The 25,348-nt window shown below is 55.9% G+C and carries 23 protein-coding genes; 8 read left to right on the plus strand and 15 right to left on the minus strand.

Annotation, left to right across the window (positions count from 1 at the left end; genetic code table 11):
- Positions 1-160 precede the first annotated feature (160 nt).
- The 5 genes from NZ823_17380 (at position 161) to NZ823_17400 (ending at position 4,479) form a co-directional block, all read left to right on the plus strand.
- Positions 161-622: an Hsp20/alpha crystallin family protein gene (locus NZ823_17380; GenBank protein MCS6806900.1), complete on the plus strand. Its 462-nt coding sequence runs from the start codon at positions 161-163 to the stop codon at positions 620-622.
- Between the two features lie 203 nt (positions 623-825).
- Positions 826-1,944, plus strand: coding sequence for a site-2 protease family protein (locus NZ823_17385; protein ID MCS6806901.1), 1,119 nt, complete (start codon positions 826-828; stop codon positions 1,942-1,944).
- A gap of 173 nt (positions 1,945-2,117) precedes the next feature.
- Complete coding sequence (locus tag NZ823_17390) at positions 2,118-2,546, plus strand: OsmC family protein (protein ID MCS6806902.1); 429 nt, start codon at positions 2,118-2,120, stop codon at positions 2,544-2,546.
- A 34-nt stretch (positions 2,547-2,580) separates the two neighbouring features.
- Positions 2,581-3,381 (plus strand): thioredoxin family protein, encoded by an 801-nt coding sequence (locus NZ823_17395; GenBank protein MCS6806903.1) that lies wholly within the window; start codon positions 2,581-2,583, stop codon positions 3,379-3,381.
- A gap of 108 nt (positions 3,382-3,489) precedes the next feature.
- Entirely contained in the window at positions 3,490-4,479 is a 990-nt protein-coding gene (locus NZ823_17400) for an FAD-dependent oxidoreductase (GenBank protein MCS6806904.1), read from the plus strand.
- A 303-nt stretch (positions 4,480-4,782) separates the two neighbouring features.
- Here the strand turns inward: NZ823_17400 and NZ823_17405 are convergent, their stop codons facing one another.
- From NZ823_17405 to NZ823_17425, 5 genes are all read right to left on the minus strand, one after another.
- A complete protein-coding gene (locus tag NZ823_17405) occupies positions 4,783-5,382 on the minus strand; it encodes a Fe-Mn family superoxide dismutase (protein MCS6806905.1) in 600 nt (199 codons plus the stop codon).
- A 321-nt stretch (positions 5,383-5,703) separates the two neighbouring features.
- Positions 5,704-6,885 carry a putative sulfate exporter family transporter gene (locus tag NZ823_17410; GenBank protein MCS6806906.1) on the minus strand — a complete coding sequence of 394 codons (1,182 nt, stop codon included), beginning with the start codon at positions 6,883-6,885 and terminating at the stop codon, positions 5,704-5,706.
- A gap of 18 nt (positions 6,886-6,903) precedes the next feature.
- Positions 6,904-7,527: a DsrE/DsrF/DrsH-like family protein gene (locus tag NZ823_17415; protein MCS6806907.1), complete on the minus strand. Its 624-nt coding sequence runs from the start codon at positions 7,525-7,527 to the stop codon at positions 6,904-6,906.
- 71 nt (positions 7,528-7,598) lie between these two features.
- Positions 7,599-7,853, minus strand: a complete 255-nt coding sequence (locus tag NZ823_17420; protein MCS6806908.1) for a sulfurtransferase TusA family protein — start codon at positions 7,851-7,853, stop codon at positions 7,599-7,601.
- Between the two features lie 7 nt (positions 7,854-7,860).
- Positions 7,861-9,042, minus strand: a complete 1,182-nt coding sequence (locus NZ823_17425) for an MBL fold metallo-hydrolase (GenBank protein ID MCS6806909.1) — start codon at positions 9,040-9,042, stop codon at positions 7,861-7,863.
- A gap of 44 nt (positions 9,043-9,086) precedes the next feature.
- On the opposite strand from NZ823_17425, the gene NZ823_17430 reads away from it, so the two are divergent.
- Complete coding sequence (locus tag NZ823_17430) at positions 9,087-10,037, plus strand: sigma-70 family RNA polymerase sigma factor (GenBank protein ID MCS6806910.1); 951 nt, start codon at positions 9,087-9,089, stop codon at positions 10,035-10,037.
- Positions 10,038-10,078: 41 nt separating this feature from the next.
- On the opposite strand, the gene NZ823_17435 is transcribed toward NZ823_17430, so the two are convergent.
- From NZ823_17435 to NZ823_17445, 3 genes are read right to left on the minus strand one after another with little or no spacing between them, the layout of a single operon-like run.
- A complete protein-coding gene (locus NZ823_17435; GenBank protein ID MCS6806911.1) occupies positions 10,079-10,651 on the minus strand; it encodes a YeeE/YedE family protein in 573 nt (190 codons plus the stop codon).
- Positions 10,652-10,672: 21 nt separating this feature from the next.
- The gene (locus tag NZ823_17440; protein ID MCS6806912.1) at positions 10,673-11,245 is read right to left on the minus strand and encodes a YeeE/YedE family protein; all 573 of its coding nucleotides are present in this window, start codon (positions 11,243-11,245) and stop codon (positions 10,673-10,675) included.
- Between the two features lie 19 nt (positions 11,246-11,264).
- Positions 11,265-11,573: a redoxin domain-containing protein gene (locus NZ823_17445; GenBank protein MCS6806913.1), complete on the minus strand. Its 309-nt coding sequence runs from the start codon at positions 11,571-11,573 to the stop codon at positions 11,265-11,267.
- A 334-nt stretch (positions 11,574-11,907) separates the two neighbouring features.
- Here NZ823_17445 and NZ823_17450 point away from each other — a divergent pair, with 334 nt between their 5' ends.
- Positions 11,908-12,687 (plus strand): sulfite exporter TauE/SafE family protein, encoded by a 780-nt coding sequence (locus NZ823_17450; protein MCS6806914.1) that lies wholly within the window; start codon positions 11,908-11,910, stop codon positions 12,685-12,687.
- Positions 12,688-13,557: 870 nt separating this feature from the next.
- Here the strand turns inward: NZ823_17450 and NZ823_17455 are convergent.
- The 7 genes from NZ823_17455 to NZ823_17485 all read right to left on the minus strand — a co-directional run bounded on the left by NZ823_17455 (position 13,558) and on the right by NZ823_17485 (position 24,163).
- Positions 13,558-15,006 (minus strand): M48 family metalloprotease, encoded by a 1,449-nt coding sequence (locus NZ823_17455; protein MCS6806915.1) that lies wholly within the window; start codon positions 15,004-15,006, stop codon positions 13,558-13,560.
- A 456-nt stretch (positions 15,007-15,462) separates the two neighbouring features.
- Positions 15,463-17,646, minus strand: a complete 2,184-nt coding sequence (locus NZ823_17460; GenBank protein ID MCS6806916.1) for a redoxin domain-containing protein — start codon at positions 17,644-17,646, stop codon at positions 15,463-15,465.
- 517 nt (positions 17,647-18,163) lie between these two features.
- Positions 18,164-19,393, minus strand: a complete 1,230-nt coding sequence (locus NZ823_17465; protein ID MCS6806917.1) for a DUF6351 family protein — start codon at positions 19,391-19,393, stop codon at positions 18,164-18,166.
- 362 nt (positions 19,394-19,755) lie between these two features.
- Positions 19,756-21,069 carry a 4-hydroxybutyrate CoA-transferase gene (locus NZ823_17470; protein MCS6806918.1) on the minus strand — a complete coding sequence of 438 codons (1,314 nt, stop codon included), beginning with the start codon at positions 21,067-21,069 and terminating at the stop codon, positions 19,756-19,758.
- A gap of 165 nt (positions 21,070-21,234) precedes the next feature.
- Complete coding sequence (locus NZ823_17475; protein ID MCS6806919.1) at positions 21,235-22,368, minus strand: alanine dehydrogenase; 1,134 nt, start codon at positions 22,366-22,368, stop codon at positions 21,235-21,237.
- A gap of 37 nt (positions 22,369-22,405) precedes the next feature.
- Positions 22,406-23,506 carry a leucine dehydrogenase gene (locus NZ823_17480; protein ID MCS6806920.1) on the minus strand — a complete coding sequence of 367 codons (1,101 nt, stop codon included), beginning with the start codon at positions 23,504-23,506 and terminating at the stop codon, positions 22,406-22,408.
- A gap of 195 nt (positions 23,507-23,701) precedes the next feature.
- Complete coding sequence (locus NZ823_17485) at positions 23,702-24,163, minus strand: hemerythrin domain-containing protein (protein ID MCS6806921.1); 462 nt, start codon at positions 24,161-24,163, stop codon at positions 23,702-23,704.
- Positions 24,164-24,809: 646 nt separating this feature from the next.
- Here NZ823_17485 and NZ823_17490 point away from each other — a divergent pair.
- Positions 24,810-24,998 (plus strand): hypothetical protein, encoded by a 189-nt coding sequence (locus tag NZ823_17490; protein ID MCS6806922.1) that lies wholly within the window; start codon positions 24,810-24,812, stop codon positions 24,996-24,998.
- Positions 24,999-25,348 lie beyond the last annotated feature (350 nt).

Raw genomic sequence — 25,348 nt, forward strand, 5'->3', positions numbered from 1 at the left:
CCCATCACGAGGATCTGGGGAAAGGCTGCGCCGAGCCCATCAGGCCAGGAAGAAGTAACTGAATCCTTTTTCGTTGATTTGGATCATATCGCATGGAACCAGGCACACAGCCTGAGCCATGAGGTTCCAAGAAATCTCACGATAAGGAGGAGAAGATTCTATGGCGATTGTGCGATGGAGACCATTTCAAGAGCTCGAGACATTTCGTCGGGAGATGGATCGCTTGTTTGAGGATTTCTTCGGGCGGGAATGGTCGCTGTGGCGTCCGGCTCGAGAAATCGCTCGCGCCGGCGTCTTGACGCCCGCCATTGACATGTATGACAAGAAAGACGAAATCGTCGTCAAGGCAGAGCTGCCCGGCTTGAGAAGAGAGGACATCAAACTGGAGCTGACCGAAGACACGCTGACGCTCTCCGGTGAGCTGAAACGCGAAGAGGAAGTCAAGGAAGCTGACTACTATTGCTGCGAGCGAGCCTACGGCAAGTTCTCGCGGACCATTGGGCTGCCGGTGAAAGTCAAAACGGATAAAGCCGAGGCCAGCTTCAAAGACGGCATTCTGGAAGTGCATCTGCCGAAGGTCGAAGAAGCCAAGCCGAAGCAAGTGCTATTGGAAGTGAAGTGAATCAGTCAATGACGAATGAATGAGTGGTGGAGTAACTGATGCTGCCTGGGGCAGAGACCGTGGTGGAGAGAGACAACCACGCGCTCCCTGCCCCACCTTGACGGCGCGTTGCGCGTCACCGGTCGGGTCGGATGTAACAGAGGCACTCACTCCAGAGAGGTAATTGCTCACGCCACAGAACCAGAACGTAGACCACGTGCGCTATGTTTACTCAGTCTATCAAACTTGGCAAACTGCTTGGGATTCCAGTTGGACTACACTATTCCTGGTTTATCGTGTTTGTCTTGGTGACGCTCTCGCTGGTGACACAATTCGCCGCCAGCCATCCGCACTGGAGCCGAGCCGAACACTACGCTGTAGGGCTTGCGACTTCCGTTCTTTTCTTCGTTTCGGTTCTGCTGCACGAGCTAGGTCACAGCGTTGTGGCGCTGCGGAAAGGTGTTCCGGTTCGCGCGATCACGTTGTTTGTTTTTGGCGGCGTGGCTCAAATCGAGCGCGAGCCGAGTCGCCCAACGGATGAGTTTCACATCGCCATTGCCGGGCCGATGGTGAGCTTTCTGCTGGCTGGACTCTTTTATGTGCTGTCAGCCGGCACGGTGACCATGAGCGAGGCCGTCAGCACGCTCAGTCAGTGGCTCGGACGGATTAACTTCATGCTGGCCGCCTTCAATCTGATTCCCGGATTTCCATTGGACGGCGGTCGCGTCTTTCGCGCGCTCATGTGGAAATACACCGACAACTACGAGCAAGGCACGCGCATCGCCTCAGCTAGCGGCCAGATGATCGCTTATTTGTTCATCCTTGGCGGCGTCTGGATCGCCTTCACCGGCAACTTTGTCAGCGGGCTTTGGCTTGGGTTCATTGGCTTTTTCCTGCTTAATGCGGCGCAAGCGACGGTCGCTCAATTGGACGTGCGGCGAATGCTGGCGGGGATTCGCGCCAAGGATGTCATGACGACTGATTGCCTGGTGATGCCTCGCGGGGAAAGCGTTGCCGAGCTGGTTGAGGAACATCTGCTGCGAACAGGCCGACGCTGTGCCGTGATTACTGACGAGAATCGGCTTGTTGGGTTGGTTACGGTTCATCAGATCAAAAAAATCCCACGCGATGAGTGGCCGATGACACCGCTTGGCTCCATCGCGATACCGATAGCGGAGCTTCACGCCGTGCCGCCCGACATGGAGCTGGCGGATGTGCTGAGGCTGATGGATGATCAGGGCGTCAATCAGGTTCCTGTTGTCAGTGATGGACACGTGCTCGGCTTGCTCAGCCGCGAGCAGATGATGCGCGTCATTCGAACGCGATTTGAGCTTGGCGCTTAAGCCGGGAGGATACATGAAGAGCATGAGGCAATTGAGCGAAAAATGGTCATAGCGCCTCTCGGACATGGGGGCGGGACAACGACGGTGCGCGTCGCGCGCCGGCACGCTTGCCACGCTCTGACGATGATTAGCCACGAGCAAGCTGGCGCAGACTCAAAACCAGGAGAGATTGTATGGATGGAGAGCTGACTATTACGCTTGAACAGAAGAAAGATTATGAGTTCGTCGTGAGATTCGACCCACAGGATGGCGGCACATGGCTCATGGATGAATCACCGCCGCTGGGAAACGGACAGGGGCCGGATGCAGCCAGAGTGCTGGCGGCAGCGGTCGGCAACTGTCTCAGTGCGAGCCTACTCTTCTGTTTGCGCAAGGCGAAGATCGGTGTTCAAGGCATGAAAACAACTGTGACGACCTCGCTTCAGCGCAATGAACAGGGGCGATTGCGTATCGGCGGCATTCGCGTGGCCATCGCTCCTGAAATTGATCCGGCCGACCGAGAGCGCGTTCATCGCTGCCTGGAGCTCTTTGAGGACTACTGCGTGGTGACCCAGAGCGTGCGCCGCGGCATAGATGTCCAAGTCCAGGTCAATGTCAGTTGATACTTGATGCGAGGGAAAAAACGAGGGAAAAAATATGATGTTGCTGAGCGAACGAGACAAAAAGCGATTGGAGAGCTTTTTCCGCAGCAAGTTGGTGCGTCCGGTAAGACTGCTGTTATTTGTGCAAGAGCAGTTTCTTCTCTGGACTGAGTGGAGCCAGCCTTGCCAGTTCTGTCGGGAGACGAAGGAGTTGGTAGAGACGCTCTCGCAGCTCTCACCCTTGATCCAGGCGGAGATTCACGATTTCGATCGCGAGCAGGAGGTGGCCGAGCGGTATCAGGTGGATAAAATCCCCGCCCTCATCGTCACGGCCCAGGGTGAGGATCAGACGGGTGTTCGGTACTACGGCATTCCAGCCGGTTTTGAGTTCACGTCGCTGGTGGAAGACATCATGGATGTGTCGCGCGGGACGACGGACATAGACGCGCAGGTGCGCCAGCGCATTGGCGCCATCACCACGCCGACGCACATTCAAGTGTTCGTCACGCCGACCTGCCCGTATTGTCCTCGCGCGGTGCGGACGGCGCATAAATTCGCTTTGGAGAATCCGAACATTCGCGCCGACATGGTGGAAGCCAACGAGTTTCCTGATCTGGCCCAACGCTACCAGGTGTTGGGCGTGCCGAAGGCCGTTATCAACGAGACGATCAGTTTTGAAGGGGCGCTGCCGGAGCACCTCTTTGCTCTTTATCTGCTCAAGGCGGCTGACCAACTGACAAGCCAAGAAGCGACCATACTCGCTCAAGTCGAGCAGCAGATGCGCCAGTTGTCGGAATTAAGCGAAGCGGAAGAACACGAGCACCATCATCACCATGACGAACACGAAGGTGAGTGATTCATCCGGTGGCGGCAGCATCGAGATCAAGTCCATGCGCGATCACCATGATGAATACGAAGGCGGGTGATCCACCCAGCTTCTTCCGCATGAAGGAGGCAGAGGGATATGACCGAGGAGATGGGTCTTGAATTTCGGCTGGACTTACCGGAAGAGGAAGAACCTTACGATGTCATCATCATTGGCGGCGGACCGGCAGGATTGAGCGCAGCCATCTACGCCGCACGGGCCAAACTCCGCACGCTCGTGCTCGATAAGCATCCTCTTACGGGAGCGCTCGGATTGACGAGCCGGATTGAAAACTATCCTGGCATCCCGTATGCCTTGAGTGGCGCCGAGTTATTAGACATCTTGCGCCAACAAGCGACGCAGTTTGGGGCAGAGTATCGGCAGGCACAGGTGACGGGCGTGGAGCTTCAAAAGGATCCGAAAGTGGTTGTTTCCACCGAAGGAAATTTCTACGGGCGCGCGGTCATCATTGCCACCGGAGCGATGGGACACAAACCTTCGATTCCCGGCGAAGCGCAACTGATTGGGCGTGGGGTGAGCTATTGTGCCGTGTGTGATGCGCCCTTCTTTGGCGGAAAAGATGTGGCCGTTCTGGGCGATAATGATGAAGCGTTGGACGAATTGGCTTTCGTCGCTCGATTTGCTCGCACGGTGTATTTACTCTCTCCGCATCGGGAACCGCGAGCGCGTCCAGAAGCAGTGGCGACAGCAAAGGCCATCCCCACAGTGGTGTGGCGACTGGGAACGCGTGTGACGGCAATTGAAGGAACAAATCACGTCGAGGCGGTGAGAGTCGAGCACGCCGGACAGCAGGAACGCATTCCGGTCGCCGGCGTGTTCATTTATCTGGTCGGCAACCGACCGGTCACCGATTTCGTGAAAGGTCAGTTGGCGCTGAGCTCTGAGGGTTGTCTGCGAACTGATCCAGAGACCAAACAAACGAGCATCGCCGGCGTCTTTGCTGTGGGTGACGTGGTGTGCAAAGAGATTCGACAAGCCGTGATCGCTGCGGCGGAAGGCGCGATTGCTGCTTTGGAAGCGGATAGGTTTTTGCGTCATCGAGCAAAACCGCGATCGGATTGGGCCTAGCGGTAATCGGGAAGACGACTCTATGGCGAGAGGGCACTCCGCCTACAGACGTCATTTGCATCCTTCGTTTGGCTCATCAGAAATAATAGAGGTAAGGCCAATCGTCCGAAGAAAGGCCCTATCTGATGAAGGTAGATGGCCAGCAGGACCGAAACGTCACACGTAGCGGTCTTCGGTGCTCTGTGGGCGTAAGGTCTAAGACCAAGAAACATAGGAGCGACCGACAGACTTCGTCTCCTGATCGTGGCTCACCCTGCTCACCAGAGTTTGGCGACTCTGATCTTTTTGCTCAAGCTGCCGGCCTCATGTGAGCTTCGGCGCATGCTCGAACCTTTGGTGAACCACCGTCCAATCTATGGCCTTGAAAAAGGCCTCGATGTACTCACCGCGCCGGAGATCATAGTCAACCATATAAGCGTGCTCGAACACATCCATCACAAGCAGTGGAACAGCTCCTGCCAAATGGCCAAGATCATGCTCGTTGATCCAGGTATTGAAGGTTCGGTTGGCGATGGGATCGAGGCAGAGAATCACCCAGCCGATTCCGCGAATCGCTCCCACAGCCTTAAACTCTTTCTCCCAATTGTCGTACGAGCCGAAGTCCGCGACCAACTTTTTGAAAAGCGGGGAATTTTTCTCGAGCGTCCTTCCTGCCTTGAGCATGTTGCCGAAGTAGTACTCGTGCAGTCGCATGCCGTTGAACTCCCACGCGAATCGGCGTTTCAACTCGGCATATTCAGGCGACCCGGTCTTCCCCTCTTTCACCATACCAGTCAAAGCCTCAGCGAGTTTGTTGGTGTTCGCCACATAGCCCTGATACAGGGCGAAGTGATTCTTCAAAAGCCGGTCGCTGAACCCGGCTGTTCCAAGTAGATGATCGTAATTACGTGCTTCGTAAGCCATAGGCCTCTCCTCACCTGAATGTCCATGAGGATTGACGTTCACGAGCTTCATCGCCGCTACTGAGCCGAGCAGCTTCCCGGTCCACCGTAGAAGCTCTCGCCGGGTAAACATCTTTGAAGCCAAAGGCATCGTCGTCCTCCAATTCCCAGAAAAGCCATCAACTGCCTCAGCCGATATTCGCGCAAAAAATGGCGGCTTTCATCCACGTGGCCCGGCTCGAACATCGCCTTTTGGTGATGTGAATGGCCATTTTCATCCGCTTTCTTTCCACCCTCTGAGGATCGAAGGAAACGCGTAGGCACCATTCGGGCATGGGCGCGTTCACAGATGAACGTACTGTCCCAGCGTCAGGGCCAGAGCGAGGCCAACGAGACCGACGAATAAAGCTCCAGCGAGGCCCACGGCAAAGGGTTTCAGGCCTACGCCCTTGAACACCGAGAAGCTGGTCCCTAACCCGACAGCCGCCATCGCCGTGCCGAGCAGATATTGTGAGCCCCATACATCGCCGATCTCTTTGGTCAGGGCCTTCCACGCCGAGGCGTCAAAAAGGCCGAACGCAGCGCCGCTTTGCACCCCCGCGTCGCCCAGCGAGCGCAGCACCGCCATGGCGATGAAGCCAACGACGAACAGCGGAAAGAGCTTGGTGATGCTCACGCGGGTGCTGCGGCCCTGCCCGCTTCGGTTGTTGCGCAGATAATACAAAGATAACGCAGGCACCACGGCAGCGAGGAACAGATTGCGCGTCAGCTTGGTCACCGTCGCGGCCTTAAATGCCGTGTCGTCATTAAACACTTCTTTGTACGTCAGCGCAGCGCCGACGACTTGCGAAGTCTCATGCACAGCAGTTCCCAAAAACAGGCCGACTTGCTCCGAGCTGTGCAGGAGCAAGTGGGCAATGTACGGGTACAGGAACATGGCCATCAGGCCGAAGAGCGTGATATTGGCCACGGCATACGCCACTTCGCGGTCTTCTGCTTCAATGGCGGGAGCCGTCGAGACGATGGCCGTCACGCCACAAATTCCCGTGCCCGCAGCGATCAACGTTCCTAAGCGCTCCGGCAAGCGGAGCACCTTGTTGAACCAGCTCACGAACACCAGGCCTGAGGCAATCACCACCAAGACAATTGGCACTCCCCAACCACCCAGCCTGAGGACATCAACCAAGCTGAGCTTGATGCCCACAAAGATGATGCCCAACCGCAGTATCTTGGTGACGCTGAACTGAATACCGGGTTTGATCCATTCCGGCAAGATGATGGCATTGCGCAGAAGCATGCCGATGACAATGGCCATCAATACGCCGGAAACCGGGCTGGCCTTTCCGGTCGGGTCAATGCCTTGAAAACTCAAAACCCAGTTCCCGACCATGTTAGCCAGCGGTAACGCCACCAGCATAACGGTTGCGGCCAGGGCAACGCCGGGCACCAGCTTCACCACCTCGCTCACCCGACTGACGCCAAAGATGGCTTTGACGAAAGGATTTGTTTCCACGTTTGCGCTCATTGACTCTCTTCCCTAGTTTCACACGAACAGGGTCACCCGCGATTTGAGGGCATCACCTAGGAACGTGGCGACGCCGCCTATGTCTAGGCCCTCAATTAACTCCTCATCCTTAATCCCCATCACGTCACGCGACATCTCGCAGGCGACCAAGCGCACGCCCAACTGGCGCGCCAGGGCGATCATCTCCTCAAGCGAATTGATTTGTTTCCGCTTCATCATGGCGCGCAGCATCTTCGCTCCGATGCCGAAGAAGTTCATCTGCGACAGCGGCAATTCGTGCGTATTGGCCGGCGACATCAGCGCCATCAATTTCTCGAAAAGCTCTTTCCCTTCGGTGACTTTCTTGCGCCGCAGCGCATTCAGTCCCCAGAACGTGAAAAACATGCTCACCTGCTGGCCCAGCGCGGCTGCTCCGCTGGCGATGATGAAGGCGGCGAGCACCCTGTCCAGGTCGCCGGAGAAAACGACCACCGACACCCGGTCTTCCGGTAGACGCTCTTCAAGCTCAGCAAGCTTCTGCTCAACGGCTGCCAGTCTCTCGGCAATGTGGGCTGGCAACTGGCCGGAGGAAACGGACTCTTCATTGTCGTCGAGCGTGCTTTCGACTACTTGTTCTCGTTCAGTTTTCACCAACGGTTCCATAGGCTGTTCTCCTTCTCGCTCTAAGCATGGTTGAGAACGACCGACTTTCTCCCGCTGGGCGCCGTTGACCCTCAGCCAATCTTTTGCACGTAGTGCACGTAGACTTCCTTGCCGTCAATGACTTCGGTCGCCTGGCTCACCAGCGAGATGTTCTTTGCCGTCTTGGCCCAACCCTGAAAGTCTTTCACTGACCCGCGGTCGGTGGCAAGTACCTTGAGCACCTGACCGGGTTCTAAGGTGGTTATCTCCTGACGCGCATTGATAATGGGCAGCGGACAAGAAAGCCCGCGCGCGTCCAGCACTCTGTCAAAATTTATCGCTGTCATCGTTCATTCACCTCCCAGTTGGAATCGCGCTCGCCGCGCATTGATTCTTGCCGAGTTCCATCTCGGTCACCTCATCTTCGTCGGCCTGAATCCATCCGAGGTTGGCCTTACGGATCTTGCCGTAGATGGCCGGTTGCTCGGAAAGGCTGGCCAGCACGGATCGGATGAATTCTTCCTCGCTTCTGCTTTGCATGACCGCGTTGGTGCGGCGAATCTCCCCAAGCCTTTCCGTCACCAATCCATCCTCTCTCTGCTCATCCGCGGAAGAGAAATGCGCCGGTAGAACCCACACATCATCCGGCAGAGGGGCAAGTTTCTCGAAGAGGGTGCGATACAAATCGCGTGCCCAGGGTTCGGCCTGACCACCCAGGTCCGGTCGGCCTGCGCCTAAAACGAAGATCGTATCGCCGGTCAGCAGGAACTTGTCGTTGATGAGGAACGTCGTGCTGCCGGGCGTGTGTCCCGGTGTCTCAAGAGCAATGACGCGCAACGTCACATTGCCCACGTCGAACCGCTGACCATCCCGGAGCGACTCATAGGGGAAGCGGGCTCCCTCAGCATCCGCCATCCGAATGTGGTAAGTGGCTCCCACGCGCTCAGCCAGCGCCGCTCCACCTGAGATGTGATCGGCATGCAGGTGGGTATCGAAGACATGCTTGATCTTCAGCCCCTTTTCATTGGCTAGGTTGATGTACTGGTCAATATGACGTGACGGGTCAACGACGATGGCCTCACCCGCCGAACCGATCAGGTACGAGAGGCACCCCTTGCCGAACCGGTTGATCTGATAGAACACAATGTCAGGCTGCCCTTCCTTGGCCATTGACACCTCAGTGAATTGATGGGCATTGCCCCATGCAATCATCCCACCCGCCAGATTCCGTGCCTGATAGCCACGCTCACTGAGCAACTGAGCAACATACTCGGAAGACCCGCCCTTTGCGCATACGACCGTGATCTCACGACCCTTGGGAACCTTGCCGATGTTGACCTCAGGGTCTTCCAAGAAATCGAAGTATGGGATGTGAAGTGTTTCCACCGCGTCCTTGCCCTCGATGCGCCATTGCTGGAATTCATCCTCGTTGCGCACATCGAGGATGAATGGTTTCTCTCCCAGAGCCAGTTCGCGCATGAGCTGTTCTGGTGTGACACTGCGAACGTTCTGTATCGTTGTGCTCATCTCATTCATTGTTTGGTCCTCCCTTCTATGCTACTATCGTCACATTCCAAGAAATGCAAAACCAGGCCAAAGGATACATCGAAGGCGGGCAATCTGACAGTCTACTGGAACTCTTTCACCGCGCTAAGTCGGGTGATTCCGAGGCTCTCGATCAATTCTTCGCGCTCATCAAGGCGCGAGTTTCATCCTTCGGCAAGAGGGTCTGCGGCAACTTGGAGGACGCTTATGACATGTTGCAGGAGACCTTGCTTTCGATGTTCAAATCGCTTCCTAAGCTCGACTTCAAAGATCCAAAGGCCTTGAACGTGTGGCTCTACAGAGTGGCCGTGAATGCCTGCCTGATGATGCGACGCAAAGGCAAGTTCGAACCCGAGCATGAACTCTCACTTGACGAATTCATCCCAGGCGGCCAAGACGATGGGAAAACCCTTGAAATCCCCGATTGGTCGAATATCCCCGAAGAGAGATTGCTCGAAAACGAGATCAAGGAAGCCGTAAACAGGGCGACGCAAGCCTTGCCAGCGAACTACCGAAAAGTGCTGGTGCTCAGAGATATGGAAGGGCTTTCAACGAAAGATGTAGCCAAAGTATTGGGCATCTCCGAGCACAACGTTAAGATTCGCTTGCATCGCGCCCGGCTTGCTCTGCGGCGGGAACTGGAGGGATACTTCCTCGCTCATAGGCAAGGGCTGGATCAAAGGATTGAACTCAAACGAGCTAGTATTCCGCAAGAAAGCAAGTCGGCCTGCCGTGATATACTCCAGAAGCTCTCCGAATACTTAGACGGCCAACTCCGCCCCAAGCTGTGTCAGCGCATTGAGCGCCACCTGCAAGACTGTGCCCCATGCGTGGCGTTTGTCAATACGCTGCGGAAAACGATCGAACTATGTCGAAGCTATGCCGCCGACGAAAAGATGACAATTCCGCCAGAGGAGAAGGAAAAGCTCAGAGCGGCCTTGGAGGCCTGTCGGCAGGCGATCTTGCAGGATCGGACATCGCCTTGACCCTCAGTATGTGTTCCATCAGTTTGGCCTGAACGCCCAGGTCAATTCTGAACGGGCGCCTTAGCGCGCTCCCGCATCCTTCGCTCTAGTCGCGTGAGCCACCAGATGACCCCCACTAACATCAGGGCAAATGCCAGAGCCACCGGCAGAACGGGCAACCCCAACACAGAAGGGATCGTGATCTTCCCCAGGTTTGCCGGTTCGATCAGGATCGGCTTCAGCCAAGGATAGACGACGATGAACGCCAATGCGCCCATCAGTCCTCCCACCACGGCCAAGATCGCTTCGCCGATGCCAGAGCCAAGGCCCACAACGGCGGTCCCCGGACAATACCCGCCGAGCGCGATGCCGACTCCGAAAATGAACCCGCCAGCGATTACACCCCACAGGTACAACGGTTTGATCTTCCAATGAACCAGCTCTGGCGACAACGCGCTGAGCGCTGCGATCCCGATCAAGCTCACCACGATGGCCGTCAGCATCACCTTGAGCATCGTGAAATCTCTCAGCCAAAGACCGCGATGCACGAGATTGCACCGGCTGAATCCGGCCCGGTGCAGCGCAAATCCAAACCCGATGCCCGTGAGGAATCCTAAAAGTAGCGTCGTGGTCATCTCAATTCCCTCCTTGACGAATTACCGGGACGGCTCTCGGAACAAAAGCTTGGCGAAGAGCATCCCGGTACCAAAGGCCACGGCTCCGAAAACCAGTCCGCTAATGGCCATCTGTGCCATTCCGCTCAACATGTGCCCGGTCGTACATCCTCCGGCGAGCCTCGCTCCGAAGATGAAGAGGAACCCGCCCAGCCAGGCGCGAACGTAGCGCCGCATCCGGCTGCCCTCGAAACCCGTCACGCAGACGGGCGCAACGGCCGGCTGGCTGTGAAGCCCTCCCTTCATGCGGCCTAAAAGAAAAGAGAGCAATGCTCCCGTAAATAACCCCGCCAGGAGCATCACCTCCCAGGTGACTCCAGTTCCGATCTCGCGTAGATAGAGCTGTTGCGCGGCGAAACCGGGGAAGAGGCGATCAAGCACCAATCCAACAAACTGCGGATAGGCCGTTGAGACGCCAAGGGGTGCGACCGTGGCGATGGCAAATATCTGCACGAGCCCAATCAACGCGCCCCATTTCAGCCAATTTGGCATGCGAGCCGCATCTGACTTCCCTGTCGCCGGAAATGTGCGTACTTTCATTTCACTAACAGCCATACATGAAATCCTCCATCATTTATCCAGGCTCACTGAGTAGCCGTCCGGCTGAGGCGATCAAAGACAGGCCGGCCTGCTCATCAACGTAGACGCTGTCGCTGCTCAGACCCCGCGATTCTACGCCGTGCTCTTTCAGTTGTGGCGTGATCTCAGCGACCGCCAGAAACTTGGTGGTACACACCGGAGTCAAATCCGCCAGTTGCGAGAACGATAGCAACCAATCCCCACTGAAGTCTCCAAGCCCCACCCGGCCGTGCGTTATCTCGGCCTCAAGGGCCGGAGCCGGCTCACCCAGCCGAGGTAGACTCGGTCCAGCGGCTACGCTCATCCTTTTTCTTCCTCCCTCTCGCTGATCCACACGTGATAAATGCATTGTGCGGGGATACGGATACACTGGCGCTGTTTTTCTCAAGCTGGCCTCAATGATGTGCAGCAAACTACCAGCCTGGTCCAGGCCATTATGGATACAGAACGGATCGAAAGCCCAACGATATTGACCTCGCTGTCGCGCCTTTGCTGCTCAAAGCTTTCACATCGAATCTCCAAAACAGATTGTGGGGAATCACGTCAAACCTCTATAGTGTATCTTCTTTTGATGATCCGCATTTCTAACATCGGAGAGGCAGGATTCATAGCATAGCAGTGAAGAGACGGTTGAAAGAATGGCGGTGGGTTTGAACGTGATTCTTGGATTGTTACTGAGCGCGGCCATCGGTTTATCGCTGGGATTGATTGGTGGCGGCGGCTCGATTATCACGGTGCCGGTGCTCGTTTATGTGATCGGCGTCGAGCCGCATCAGGCCATAGGTATGTCGCTTGCCGTGGTAGGTGTCACCAGCCTGATCGGTGCGGTCCTTCATTCGCGGCGCGACACGGTGCGTTGGGGAACGGGTCTGCTTTTCGGCGGTTCCGGGATTTTCGGGGCATTTTTCGGCGCGCGGCTGACACATCTGTTTTCGCCGGGGGCGTTGCTGCTGCTGTTTGCCGCCTTGATGATAGTGATCGCGCTACTGATGTTGAAAAAGAAGCCACACGAAGTCAACGGAAACGGATCGCGGCAGTTCAGTTTTGGCAAGGCCATCTTGGCCGGCGTAGGCGTCGGCACATTGACAGGTTTTCTTGGCGTGGGCGGCGGTTTCCTCGTGGTGCCGGCAATGAGGCTCTTTGGTGGGCTGGCGATGAAGGAGGCCATCGGCACATCGCTTGTGGTGATCGCCATTAACTGCGCCGCCGGATTGCTGGGGCAGATGCAGCATGGCAGCGACTTCGACATGGGAATGACAATTTTGGTGGCAACGCTGGCGGCTATCGGTATGCTGGCGGGCGTGACATTCTCGCATAACACGTCGGCGGAACGGCTTAACAAAGGATTCGCAGCTTTTGTGTTGGCTGTAGCAATCTTCCTGGTGGCGAAAAACTATCAGGTGCTGATCGCCTGGTGATTAGCACGAGCAGCGCGTCGGAGAGATTGACGGAGCATAAGACGAAGGTTGAAGGTTGACGACTTCATCGCGAGGTTCAGGTGACCATCGCTACGAAGCTGATCCCACCGACAGCAGGCGCGCGCGGCACTGCCTGGCCTCTTTGAGCACTACGGAGAGGTGAGCCAGAGCATGTGCTGCAGAATGGATGTGCAAGTCCAGGTCAATGTCGGTTGATACTTGGTGCGCGTTGAGTGACGAATGGGTGGAAGTCTGCCAATGTGTCGCGCTTGATTATACCAATGGCGGCGAAAAAGACCACGTTTGTGGAGTCACACAGCATGGCCGAACCTGAGCTGACAGAGCGCGACGCTTGACGTGCAACGTCGTATATCGCAGCGATTTGCGCACAGCATGGCCGAACCTGGGCTGACAGAGCGCGAACCTGCGATCTTCGCTTCGGCATTTGGTATCACATTTGGAGTTTGGTCATTGGAATTTGTTTCGGATTTGGTGCTTCGGATTTCCCCGCAGGGGTTCGGATTCCTAAAGAGGCACTAGGGTCGCTTATGACGCTCGAAAAGAAGAGAACAAATGCTCACCGAGCCAGCGAGCACCGTGACGAGTGAACATCCGTTGCCAAAGTGCATCAACGCTCAAGCTGTCAACGCTCGCCCTACGCCTGCTCACACTAAGCTGAGTTTGTTCATGTGATGAGAAGCGCGTCAACGCTCGGACTAGAGCGGTTTGCGAATGACTCTGGGAGCGCCCGCTCGCAGCGTGCACATTAGCTCGCAAGATGCGTGGCCTGCAGGCCAAAGGCAAATTAAAATCGCTCTAAGGCTATCGGCTCTGCGCTCTCTTGGCGCGAGAGGCGCAGGCATTAACCCGTCACCCTCCTGCTAAGCATGAATCAGGGAGTGGACTCCACAGCTTTGATTCTTCGGCTGGTTCCTCCTCATCCTCAGGGCATTCGAGCTGTTTCCTGAGCGTAGGGGCTTTCGGGTCTTTTTTCTTTTCTTCTTCGACGACAGCCTTGAGTCGTTTTTTGATCTCTTGGAACTCCGGCGAGTCGGTGATGTAGTTCTCTTTCGGCGGCAAGAAGGCAATTTCGCGGAAGGTGCTCACAATCCGGTCGTAAAACGGCGGATGCGTGCGGAAGAAACTCACGCTCCGGATATAGCCCTTCTCGCTCGCCATCTTGTCAAAGAAGCTCACAAAGCCTCTGGGATCATAGCCAGCTTTCCACAAATACTGCGCCCCCAACTGGTCAGCTTCGACTTCAAACGCGCGGCTGACACCAAGCAACGCGAGGCTCAATGCCAGGCCTAACCCGTAGAACCCATATTGCAGAGCATAATACACGCCGACCGTGGCCACACCGCCCGTGAAGATCAACGCAGCGACTTGGGCGGCTTGATAGATAATGTTGGCAATGGTGGCGCGTGTCATCAATCGGGCTGAATGGCGCGCCGTAATGTGGGCAATCTCGTGCGCCAACACGCCGGCCAACTCCGATTCGTTCTCCGCTTTTAGAATCAATCCTGAATTGATGTAGAGGAACCCACCGGGCAAGGCAAAGGCGTTGATCTCGTCGGTGCGAAGCACTTTGACCCGCAGTGGCACTTTCAGGTCAGAGTTGTTTCCAATTTTCTCAGCAAGGTTGCGAATGTACGTATTGACGGTTTCGTCCTCCAGTTCAGGCGGCAGCAGGCCATACCGATGCAGTTCTTTGACTGCTTCCTCACCTCGTTTGATGTCTTTCTCCTGCCCCTCGCCCAACTCCCGGAAGCCGATGTCCTCAACATCGCCGTGCTTACGCTGTCGCGCCCGGCCCGAAGCGATTGTCTGAGCGACTTCGGCTTTGACGCCCGGCCACTCTCTCAAGAGGTCGAGCTTGGCCAGTCTGTTATCATAGAGCACATTAAGCCCGTGTTCGCGTTCAACCTTGGTTCGGGCAGACTTCTTTCGAAATCTCAAAATTTGACATTGCAGCTCCTGACGCCGCTTGGCCATCTCGGCATCATCGCGCGACGCGCTCTTGTTCAGGCGATCCAACTCCTGTCGGGCTTGCTTGATCTGCCGGTCCAGCGCTTGCTCTTGGTCCTTCAGGCGCGTCTGTTCGGCCTTCTTTTCCCTCTCCAATTTTTTCTTGAACGCCTCGATTTCTGCCGGTCGAATCGTGAGTGTGGGCGCGATATCCAACACCTGCAAGTAGGATTGCTGGACCAACTGCTCGAGCGAAGGTGTAACGTCATCCGCGCGCGCTGCAGTAGGCCGAGGCCCGCGCAGCAGTGCTACTACGGACAGCACCAAAATCCAACATGTTATTTTTCGCATCCTCATAACCACTCCTCAGTTTTGAATTTTGATCCATCACAGCACAGGGGCGCAAGCTCATCGCCACACGGCGATGGGCTTGCAGCACATCAGGGCCTACGAAGATAATTAAAAACTATGCATAAATGCTAATTGGCCTGCAAAAGACCACGTTTCACGAAGCAGAGAGGATGGCAGGAGATGACCTTACCGAGCGGCCATCGCTGGTTTTCAACCTGCAATCGGCCTAGGCTTGAGCATGCTTGGCCGCACAGCGGCTCATTGACGTTAGCCGTGACCTTGAGTGCACGGTGAGCGCGGCATCACCAGTCGTTCGTCACGTCAGCAGCGGGTATCGTGGTGGATGAGCACCGTTCAATCGTCGCTCGCGCGACGGGATGTGATCGTTGCTATGCCGTTGCCGACTTTGAACCTGAATTCACTGCACCGCCCACGCGGCGGATTTATGCACCGGCTTCACTTATCTTGGCCGGACTGCACCTTCGCAATCGCTTCTATGACCTGGGCAATCCACTTGTCACCATCACCGCCGAAGCCGACTTGCTCCAGCCGCAAAATGCCGTCTGGTCCGATGATCCAGTTGCGCGGAATAGCGAGCACGGGAACCAAATCCTGGACATACGCCTGAGCGGGAATGACCGTGAACGTATAGCCATTCTTCTTGACGAATGGCTCGACTAATCCGATGGCCGTATCTACATTGAAGGTCAACACCAACACATCTTGTCGGTCCTTCATCTGTTCATGGAGTTTTTGCACGTGGGGCAGCTCCTTGCGACACGGCCCGCACCAGGTGGCCCACACGTTGATAAAGGCGACCTTGCCTTTGAGATCGGCCAGCCGCCACGGCTTGCCTTGCAAATCGCTTAGTTCAAAGTCGGGGAGAACCTTGTCTTGTTTCTCCCAGTTCGTGACCTCTGTTGCTTCAGCGACCGACCGATCGGCGGCGAGCATCGCGTTCCAGGCTGCCCAGCCGTCTTGCGTCCCGCCTAACTCCGTCCACATCCGTCGCACCTTCTCCGGGAGCTTGTCCGAGCCTTCATCGTCAAGTGGCCATTCCTTCGGATGCGTGCGCAGCGCGTGTTGATAAAATGCGATCGCATCAAGCTTGCGATTTTCTGCCTCAGCCAATCGCCCGGTCCATTTCCAGACGGTGGCCTGCCGTTGAGCATACAACCGATGCTCGCCGGGCTTGGCTTTTTCATCGGGCTTTTCTTCGACCAGCGCCGCGTTCATCTGAGCGAGCACTTCCCGTGCTTTCTCATGCTGATTGAGTCGCAGGTACGCATCCACCAACAGCGGCCACGCCACCCAGCGCGTGTACTTCAGATTGTGCTCCTCTATCTTTCTCAACTGTTTAGAGTGTGAAGCTCGAGCGGCTCGCTGTTCAACCTCGTTGATCCCTTCCTGAATCAGCAACGGCACCTGCTCAATGCGCAGATTCCGCTTCACGTATTGGCTGGCCACGCGGATGGAAAACGGTGGAGTGCTCAAGAATCGCTTGGGGTCTTTCTTCAAGGCATTGAGTAACCCGTCTGCCGCTGCCAGCACATCGGCATCAGTGCTACCTTGTAAATTGGTCACGGCGTCAAAGTGATCAAGCCAGCCAGCGACACTCTCCGGGAGCAAGCGAAGCTTCTGCTCAGCATGCTGCAAGAGGGCTTGAAAGTACGCTTGCTTCTCTTCTGGTGTGGCGTTCCGCTCGGGATACGGATGCTTGGCGCGCCAACGCTCGTCAATCATCCACCGGGTTGTGCTGTAGTAAGGATAGAGACGCCGCATTTGCTCTTCCACCCAGTTTTGCCCTTCCGTGTCGTTCACATATTTGTACCCCTGATACAGCGTCCAGAACCACTGGCGCTCGGAAGTCAGGTTGAGCGCCCGTAAGCGTTTCACATCTTCTGCTACTTGTTGGCGCAGCGCAGCGTGTTCCGGCACCGGCCGGGCGCGAAATTCTAATTCCCAGAGCTGTTCGTAGGCTGTCACCGACTCAATATCCTTCTTTCCTTGAATCCGCGCCCGCAACCGAGCCGTTAGCTCCCGCAATTGCTGTTGGTCAGTGATCAACGAGGCGTAACGATAGGCCTCCATCGCGTCCGGGCAGAGCTTCATGAACTCGGCCAGATGTGTGCGTGCCTTGTTCCGGTCCAGAGAGAAGTAAATGCTGGTTAGTAACAGATGCGTCCACGGAAACAAGGGCGATTGCTTCAAGGCTTTCTCCGCAACCGGAAGGGCTTCTTCGGGATTGCGTCGGCTAAGCAACCGTCCGTACAGATAGAGCGCGGTCGGATCATTCGGGCGCTTTTCCATGCGGGCTTGATATTCAGCGATCAGACGCGGCAGGTCCTCCTCATGGCTGAGCGCGTCTTGATACTCGCGATGAACAAAGAGGTCGTCAGGATATTTCTTCAGCAGCTCGCGCAACTGTCTGAACCTCTGCTCTTGGATCTCCTGAGAAGGAATTCGCTCATCGTCATCGTGGGGCAGCTTATCCAACGCAGCTTTGACTTTCGGCGAAGGCGCACACCCGTACTGCGAGCTTTGTGCGCGCCCCGCAAGTGGCATGGAACACACGATAACCAAGAGCACTAAGCAATGACTGAAGCGAACAATGATGGAAGAAAATGAACTTTCGCACATACTGGTTTCCCTCCTTGCGCGCGATTCTAGCAAACCAAGGAGGGCAAGCCAAGTTTGATTTACACAGGTTGGCGAACATCGGACGCTCAATCTGGCAATAGGTGGCATCTGGGAATGCAGGCTCGCAACAATCTGCTTAAAAGTCATAGGCCGGTGAGGCGGCTATGGTTGCTGTCTCGTCCTGAAACTCAACGAACCAATCACAACACCGCGCCACGGCAATCGCTCGCGTGGCTCCGTGGTTACCGACTTGTTCAGTCAGCATCACCGCGCAGGACCTTGAGAAGCCTACCGAAACCTATTCGGTTGCTGACGCGGCTGCGTCGCTGCCGACTTGTGAAATACCACCGGCGGATAGATTGAGCACACGGATTCAAATTGAAGAATCGAGCACCCAACAACCACACTCTCCCTGTCCAATCCCAAGATAGATTGAGCACACGGATTGAAATTGAAGGATCGAAGATTGTCTCTTCTCATCTTCGATCCTCCGTCTTCCAGCGTTAGTTCTCAAATACTACGGCTGTGGCCAGGGCGGTGGGACGAAGTTTGGCAAAAAGCCAAGCGCTTCGGGGAAAGCTGAGGCCGACGGTCGCATGCCCGTTCTAACCCAAGAGTCCATCGCTTCAGCGACAGCAACAAGCTGGGCAACCGTGAAAGTGCAGTGCCCGACTGAATCGGTATAAACTTGCAGCAGGTTCTCCTCTCGGCCAGCTTGCCGCACGGTCTCACGGTAAGCCGACATGTTGGCCGGCAGCACAAGGCCATCAATCCTCGTATGGAGCGTCAGCACGGGCCGGGTGATCTGGCCGGTGTACTCGGCATAGTTCTCCAGATAGCGGCGCGCCTTGGGCGGGGGATTGAAATTTCTTCTGGCATTCATCTGAGCCAGCAACGAATCCGCATCAACGCCCAATGCGGCCAGATAGGCCTTTTCCTGAGGCGTCAGCCGATAAACATGATCGAGGTTTTGAACCACTGGACCGCCAGCGCGTCGTTCCAGCTCAGCGCGCGCTTCCGTCACGAAGAAGAAGTCCTGGAAGAGCCAATTTGAACCCGTGTAGAAATCCTCAGCCGGTCCACCCAGCACCAATCGAATGAACTCGAAACGGCCGAAGTTGGCTCGGTCACGCACCTGAGCTAGCAGCACAGGCACAACATCCCTCTGGAAATTCAGGTCATCGCGCACGTCTTCAGGCGCGCCCCACGCCGATGGCCAACCGAACGTCACGTCATAAGCCAACGCAATCGCTCCGGTCAAGTCAAAATTCCGTGGTGTGCCGGCGCCAAGCCCGCAGCCCGGAATCACTCCATCGTAGACATTGGGGTAATCCTCGATGCTCTTGAAAGCGACGACTGAACCCATCGAAGTGCCCCAGAGAATCGTGTATTGCGGCTCGCCGATCCGTCCTTTGAAGAACGAAACCAGCGCCAGCGTGTCAGCAATGCCTTCCTTGACCGCCCAGCCGTCCGTCAGATACGCTGAGCCGGCCAGCGCATACCCACGCGCCAGTAACGCATTTTCGACCGGCGTGCCCCCCGGCGCAGCTTCCAGCCGACGTGTATAACCGTGCGCGAAGACCAGCAGCGTTCCATTCCAATTGGCCGGCACGCGAATCTTGTAAGGCGCTCCATGAAGCGTTCCCTCCAACTCCACCGGTCCTTGTGCCGTAGCCGTGGTCGGCAAAGGCCAGCTCGCCAACAGAAACGATAAGACGAGAAGTCCGATCAAGACCACTTTCTTCATTATTTTCCTCCTTGAGCAAAAATTGACTGTTACAAGACGCCCGCCATTTTAGCAAAGCCACCGAGCGCGGAAAAGTCTTATCAGTTGCCTTTGAAGAAGCCCGTTCAGTTAATACTCCTGCACGTTCCTTGCACCACTCGTGGAGAAAAAGACCATGCGTGTGAAACCCAAAAGCATGCCCGGAACCGAATTGACTGGGCGCGATGCTGCGATCTTCACGCAGCATTTACTTCGCCGGCGGCAGCCGCCACCAGCGGGTAGTTAGACGTGCAACGTCTGGATGTGCGTCATCCCCACTCCTTCGCGGACTGAGATGGAGAACGCTTAACAGCGTTAGACGCGCAGATCAAGACCGCGCAGCCTCACGGTTCGCCAAAGCCCACCACTGTTGGAAGCAATTTCCTTTCGCGGGCGGCGCGGGTCAATTCCTCGCGGAAAGCCGGATGAGCAATGCGGATCAACGCTTCGGCTCGCTCGCGCAAATTCTTTCCGTGCAGATAAGCGACGCCATATTCAGTGACGACATAATGCACGTCGGCGCGAGTCGTGACAACGCCGGCTCCAGGTTTGAGCATCGGCACAATGCGAGAGACGCGCCCCCCTTGCGCCGTCGCCGGCAAGGCGATGATCGGTTTGCCGCCTTTGGCGCGGGCTGCGCCGCGGATGAAATCAACTTGCCCGCCGAACCCTGAATAGATTCGTGTGCCAATCGAATCGGCGCAAACTTGACCGGTTAAATCCACCTCAAGCGCCGAATTGACCGCCACCATGTTCTCGTTCTGAGCGATCACGAACGGATCATTGGTGTAATCGCTCGGATGAAACTCAAAGAGCGGGTTGTTGTCCAGATACTCATAGAGCCGACGGCTACCCAGTGAAAACGTGGCAATCACTTTGCGCGGATGCAGCGTCTTGCGCGCGCCCGTGATGATACCTGCCTCCACCGCTTCCATCACTCCGTCGGAAACCATCTCGGTATGAATACCCAAGTCTCGCTTGCTAGTGAGCGAGGCCAGCACAGCATCGGGAATCCCGCCAATGCCCAGTTGCAACGTCGAACCATCACTAACCAGTTCGGCAATGTATTCGCCAATCCGTTTCTCAACCTCGGTGAAGCCCGATTTCTCCAGCTCCGGCAACGCTTCCGACACCTCAACCAGTTTGTGGATGCGCGAAATGTGCACGAAGCAATCGCCCAACGTGCGAGGCATTTTGTCGTTGACTTGCGCGATGACAATCTTGGCGGCGTTGACTGCCGCTTGCGTCATCAATGATTCCACACCCAAACTCATAAACCCATGTTCGTCCGGCGGCGATGTATGAATCATGGCCACGTCCAGAGGAATGAGGCCCGATGAAAACAGGCGCGGAATCTCGTGAAGAAAGACCGGGACGTAATCAGCGCGACCATCATTGACGGCGTCGCGAATGGCTGAACCAACGAACAACGAATTGTAGCGAAAATGGCCTTCCATACCCGGTTTGGATAACGGGTCGTCACCGATCATCAGCGCATTTAGTATCTGGACGTGTTCCAGCTCATCTTTGCGCGCCGCCAACGCGCGAATCAGCACATAGGGCGTGGCCGCATTTCCGCTCAGGTAGACCCGATTGCCTGAACGAATCGCGCCAACGGCCTCTTCGGCTGTGGTCCAACGCTTCTTATATTCTTCCATCCAGTTCATACATTCGCTCCGCGTAACCCGACGAGAAGACCCATGGACGCCCGGCTGGCCCAGGGCGTCTACTCTGCTCTACGATACGTGAGACTCACGGTCTCAGCGAGCCATCCAATGCAGCGACGAGATTGGGCCTAGACCTCATTGAAGCGATCCATCACACTACGCGCGCTCCAGTATCAATGGCTCCAAATCAGCCTGCGCAACGCCACTGACCGACACGTTCGCCGCGATGAACCCATTGAACGCGCAAAGGCCGCGCCGTAACGCGCTATCCATCTTCAACGCCTGCACCGGCCCGTGCGCCACGATCTCACGAAGATATGGCAGCAATGCATTGGTCAGCGCATGCGACGACGTCCGCGCAACCATCGCTGGGACGTTAGGAGCGCAAAAGTGCGTCACGCCATGAGCCGTGAACATGAAACTCTCATGGGGCGTCAGCGTGGCCGTCTCGACGCAGCCGCCTTGATCAATGGAAAAATCAATAATAATGCTGCCCGGCCGCATGCTCTTGACCATTGTTTCAGTTACCAACACCGGGGCGCGTTGGCCTGGAATCAGCACAGCGCCAATGAGCACGTCAGCAAACGCCACAAATTTTTCCAGATTGCTCTTGGTCGCCAGCGCCGTCACCACCATGCCATTGAACTGCGCGTCCAGCTTGATCAGTTGTTTAATGTCTCGATCCAGCACGGAGACACTGGCGCCGGTGCCGACAAACGCGCGCGTGGCATAAAATCCTAACGTGCCAGCTCCGAGAATGACCACATCCGCCGGCGGAATACCAGGGATGCCCCCAAGCAAGATGCCGCGCCCACCATGAGTCGTTTCAAGCAAACGGCTGGCAATTTGCACAGCCATTTGTCCAGCAATTTCACTGGATGCGCGCAGGATCGGCAGTGATCCATCAGCCTCCTGCACCAACTCATACCCGATGGCGCTGATGTGTCGCTCAACGAGCATCTGCAGGAACTCACGCGGCGCCACCGCCAGATGCATAAACGCCATCAATGTCGAGCCGCGATTGAAAAAAGCCCATTCGCCGCGCTCCGGCCGAGAGACCTTCACCACCACATCGGCTCGACCGATCACTTCTTCGTGAGAATAAACGACGGTCGCCCCGGCCTGACGATAGGCTTCATCGCTAAATCCAGCGCCAGCGCCCGCCCCAACCTCCACCAAGACGTTGGCGCCTAATTCCACCAACTCGCGCACACCCGGCGGCGACAGCCCAACGCGCTTCTCATCGAGCCCTTTCAAAACCGGTCGCTCTTTGGGTATCCCGATATTCATCTGAGCTCTCCATTGTTGATTGCTACAGGACCACCTTTCACCGCATCTCCCAACGATAGCGATGCAGGTGCTGTCCAGTATACATGCCTTTCAAATGACGCACCATCGCAATTCGCTCTTCAACCAACTTGTCGGCAGCTTGATACGTAGGCAGATTCTCGCGTCGAGCAATGTGAAAGACTTTCCGCAGATTGTAGAAAATGCCTCGCGTCATGCGCAGCGCGCGGTCTCGGTCGTAGCCTTCCAGCTCGACGAACACGTTGATCAGGCCGCCCGCGTTGATGACATAATCCGGCGCGTAGAGAATTTCGCGCCGATGCAATTCCAAACCATGACGAGGCTCATCAAGCTGATTATTGGCAGCGCCAGCTATGATCGTGAACTTCATCTGCGGGATCGTTTGATCGTTGATGATGGCGCCGAGCGCGCAGGGAGCAAAGATTTGCGCTGGCACTTGGTAAATCTCATCGGGGCTGACAATCTCGATCGGCAATTGAGCAGCCGCCTGTTTGACCTTGGCCTCATCAATATCGGTGCCGAATAGCTTGACACGCTCGTCGTTTAACAGTTTGGCCAGATGCATACCGACGCTGCCCAGCCCTTGAATGGCGACAGCCATACCGCTCAACGAATCTGTGCCGTATCGTTCCAACACACATGCCTTGATGCCTTGTAACACACCGTAGGCTGTGACCGGCCCCGGATCGCCGCCGCCGCCATGCGCTTGCGAGAGACCACACACATACTTGGTCTCCATGTACATGTACTCAACGTCATTGACATCAATGCCCACGTCTTCACCTGTGATGAAGCGGCCTTTCAAGCTCTCGATAAACCGTCCAAATGCGCGAAACAATGCCTCGGATTTGTCCGTCCGCGGGTCACCGATGATGACCGCTTTGCCGCCACCCAAGTTCAATCCGGCGGCAGCCGATTTATAGGTCATGCCACGCGAGAGCCGCAAGGCGTCCGTCAAGGCCTCTTCCTCCGATTTGTACGGCCACATGCGCGTGCCGCCCAGCGCAGGCCCAAGCGTCGTATCATGAATGGCAATGATGGCTCGCAATCCAACATCCTTGTTCTGGCAGAACACGATCTGCTCATGTCCAAGCTCTTCCATTGCGGTAAAGTAAGTCATAAGCTCACCTCCTTAACACAAAAACGTTTCATCCTGACAATCTTGAATCATCGTGGGGCGCCACATCTGACGCCCTCTGGTGCCTCTTTCAAGGCTCTTTTCAAATGAGTTGACGTTCTTGCCGCTGCCGCCGCTGCTGCCGGGCAAGTTCATTGGAGTATCGCTTCCCACAAGCAAACTCTTATGAGAACGAGTCTAATCCACCGCTGTCGTCGGATGGTAAAAAACTCGTTGAATGAGCGCGTTCTCATCGGTTTCATGCTGGCGAATCAGACTCAGCACCTGTTGAACCCGCTGCCGCAGCTCGACAACGGAAACATCCAAGCCCGACGCCATCATGTCGCCGTCGCGAATCAACTCCTTGACCATCCGCAAAAGCTGTTCATGCTGCTGACGCAATGCTTCAACCTGCCCAGATACCTCCGGCTGCATCGCCACGACATCAAGCATGTAACCGTCTCGCTCTTCCAGAGCAAAATGACGCTCCAGATGGTTGTAGAACGCCGACAACTCATTGCATAGCCGCTGAGTCCATTCCACATTCTGGCCCACCAGCCCGCCTTCCTCAACCAGGCGCTCCAGTTGCCAGATGATCTCGCGCACGATCTCATGTTCCCGAAGGATCTCGTTCAGTTGAGTCAATGAGGCTTCGTTCATAGGCGCACCTCCATTCTTTGACAAGATCAAGAGGCAACAGGTGTACCAACACATGCTCTTTTGGGACCTCGGTGCAGCCCCGTCGTTGGGATCGCCTTTTTCAACAAGTTAACGTTTTGCGCTGAGCCGTGCGTTGCTCCCCTTCGTTGCTCGTCAATGGGTCAAACGCCACAGACCGAGGCAAAAGACCCAGACTGCAACGCAACCACGGGAGCCTCCACAATTCAGAACTGCCCAGTAGAAGCTCTTGATACGCCACGGAAACGCTATCGGGCAGAAACTCTTGATAAGTCTTGGGAACGCCACCGGCTGGCCGGCTGGCATTCTTCAGGTTAGGACCTTCAAGCGCAATCTCCTAAAGCCTTTGCAATATGGGTGCGCCTAGCCAATATGACCGTACCATAAAAAATTTCTTGCCATTGATCGGCATCCTGAATAAGATAAGGCCGGAATGTGGGCACAAATCCGAACATAGGGTTACGTTTCGGTGACCTGAAGTCGGTTCGTTCACAATTCCAGGGGGAAATCAAATGAGTTGCTTACTGTTCCACTCTAAAGTGAGCAGGATGCTTGATCCCACCACGGGCAAAACGGAGAGCAGCTCAAATGATTTCCCACTAAACCAACAACTGGAGACGTAATGCCGATGTCTAATTCCACAAAACTAACCGAGCGCGAAATAGAAGAAATTATCTGGACCGTGGAAGCCGTCTTGCTGGAGATGGATGTGGATATGTCTCCACGGCAAAAGGAATTCTACGAACGAATGAAAGCGCGGCTTGCTTCATGGGTTAATCTTCAAGAGCGCCCGCTTGTTGGCGTGCACCAAAAGTAGGATTCACGGATCATTGATCGCACGTCTGATGTGAGTAGGGGGGAGCCCTGTGTGATAAATGCGCGGTAGCGACGCCGTCAGTGCGTGCCAGTCGCAAACAAAGTCACCCGCTGCGTGGAACTGGTTGGGCGGTAGGTTGCCCTGAGATACCCCCGCAGATTGAGTCGCAAGCAAAGTCACCTGCTGCATGGAACTGACTGGGCAGCAGGCCATCCTGAGATACTGCGACAGATTGAGTCGCAAACAAAGTCGCCTGCTGCATGGAACTGATTGGTGCACGTGGGTGGGTCGGTTCAAGAGGCGCACGCATGGCCTCGTGTAGGACAGGATCAAGCTTAATTTGGTGAGGG

This window comes from Blastocatellia bacterium, from assembly GCA_025054955.1.
Classification (GTDB): domain Bacteria; phylum Acidobacteriota; class Blastocatellia; order HR10; family J050; genus JANWZE01.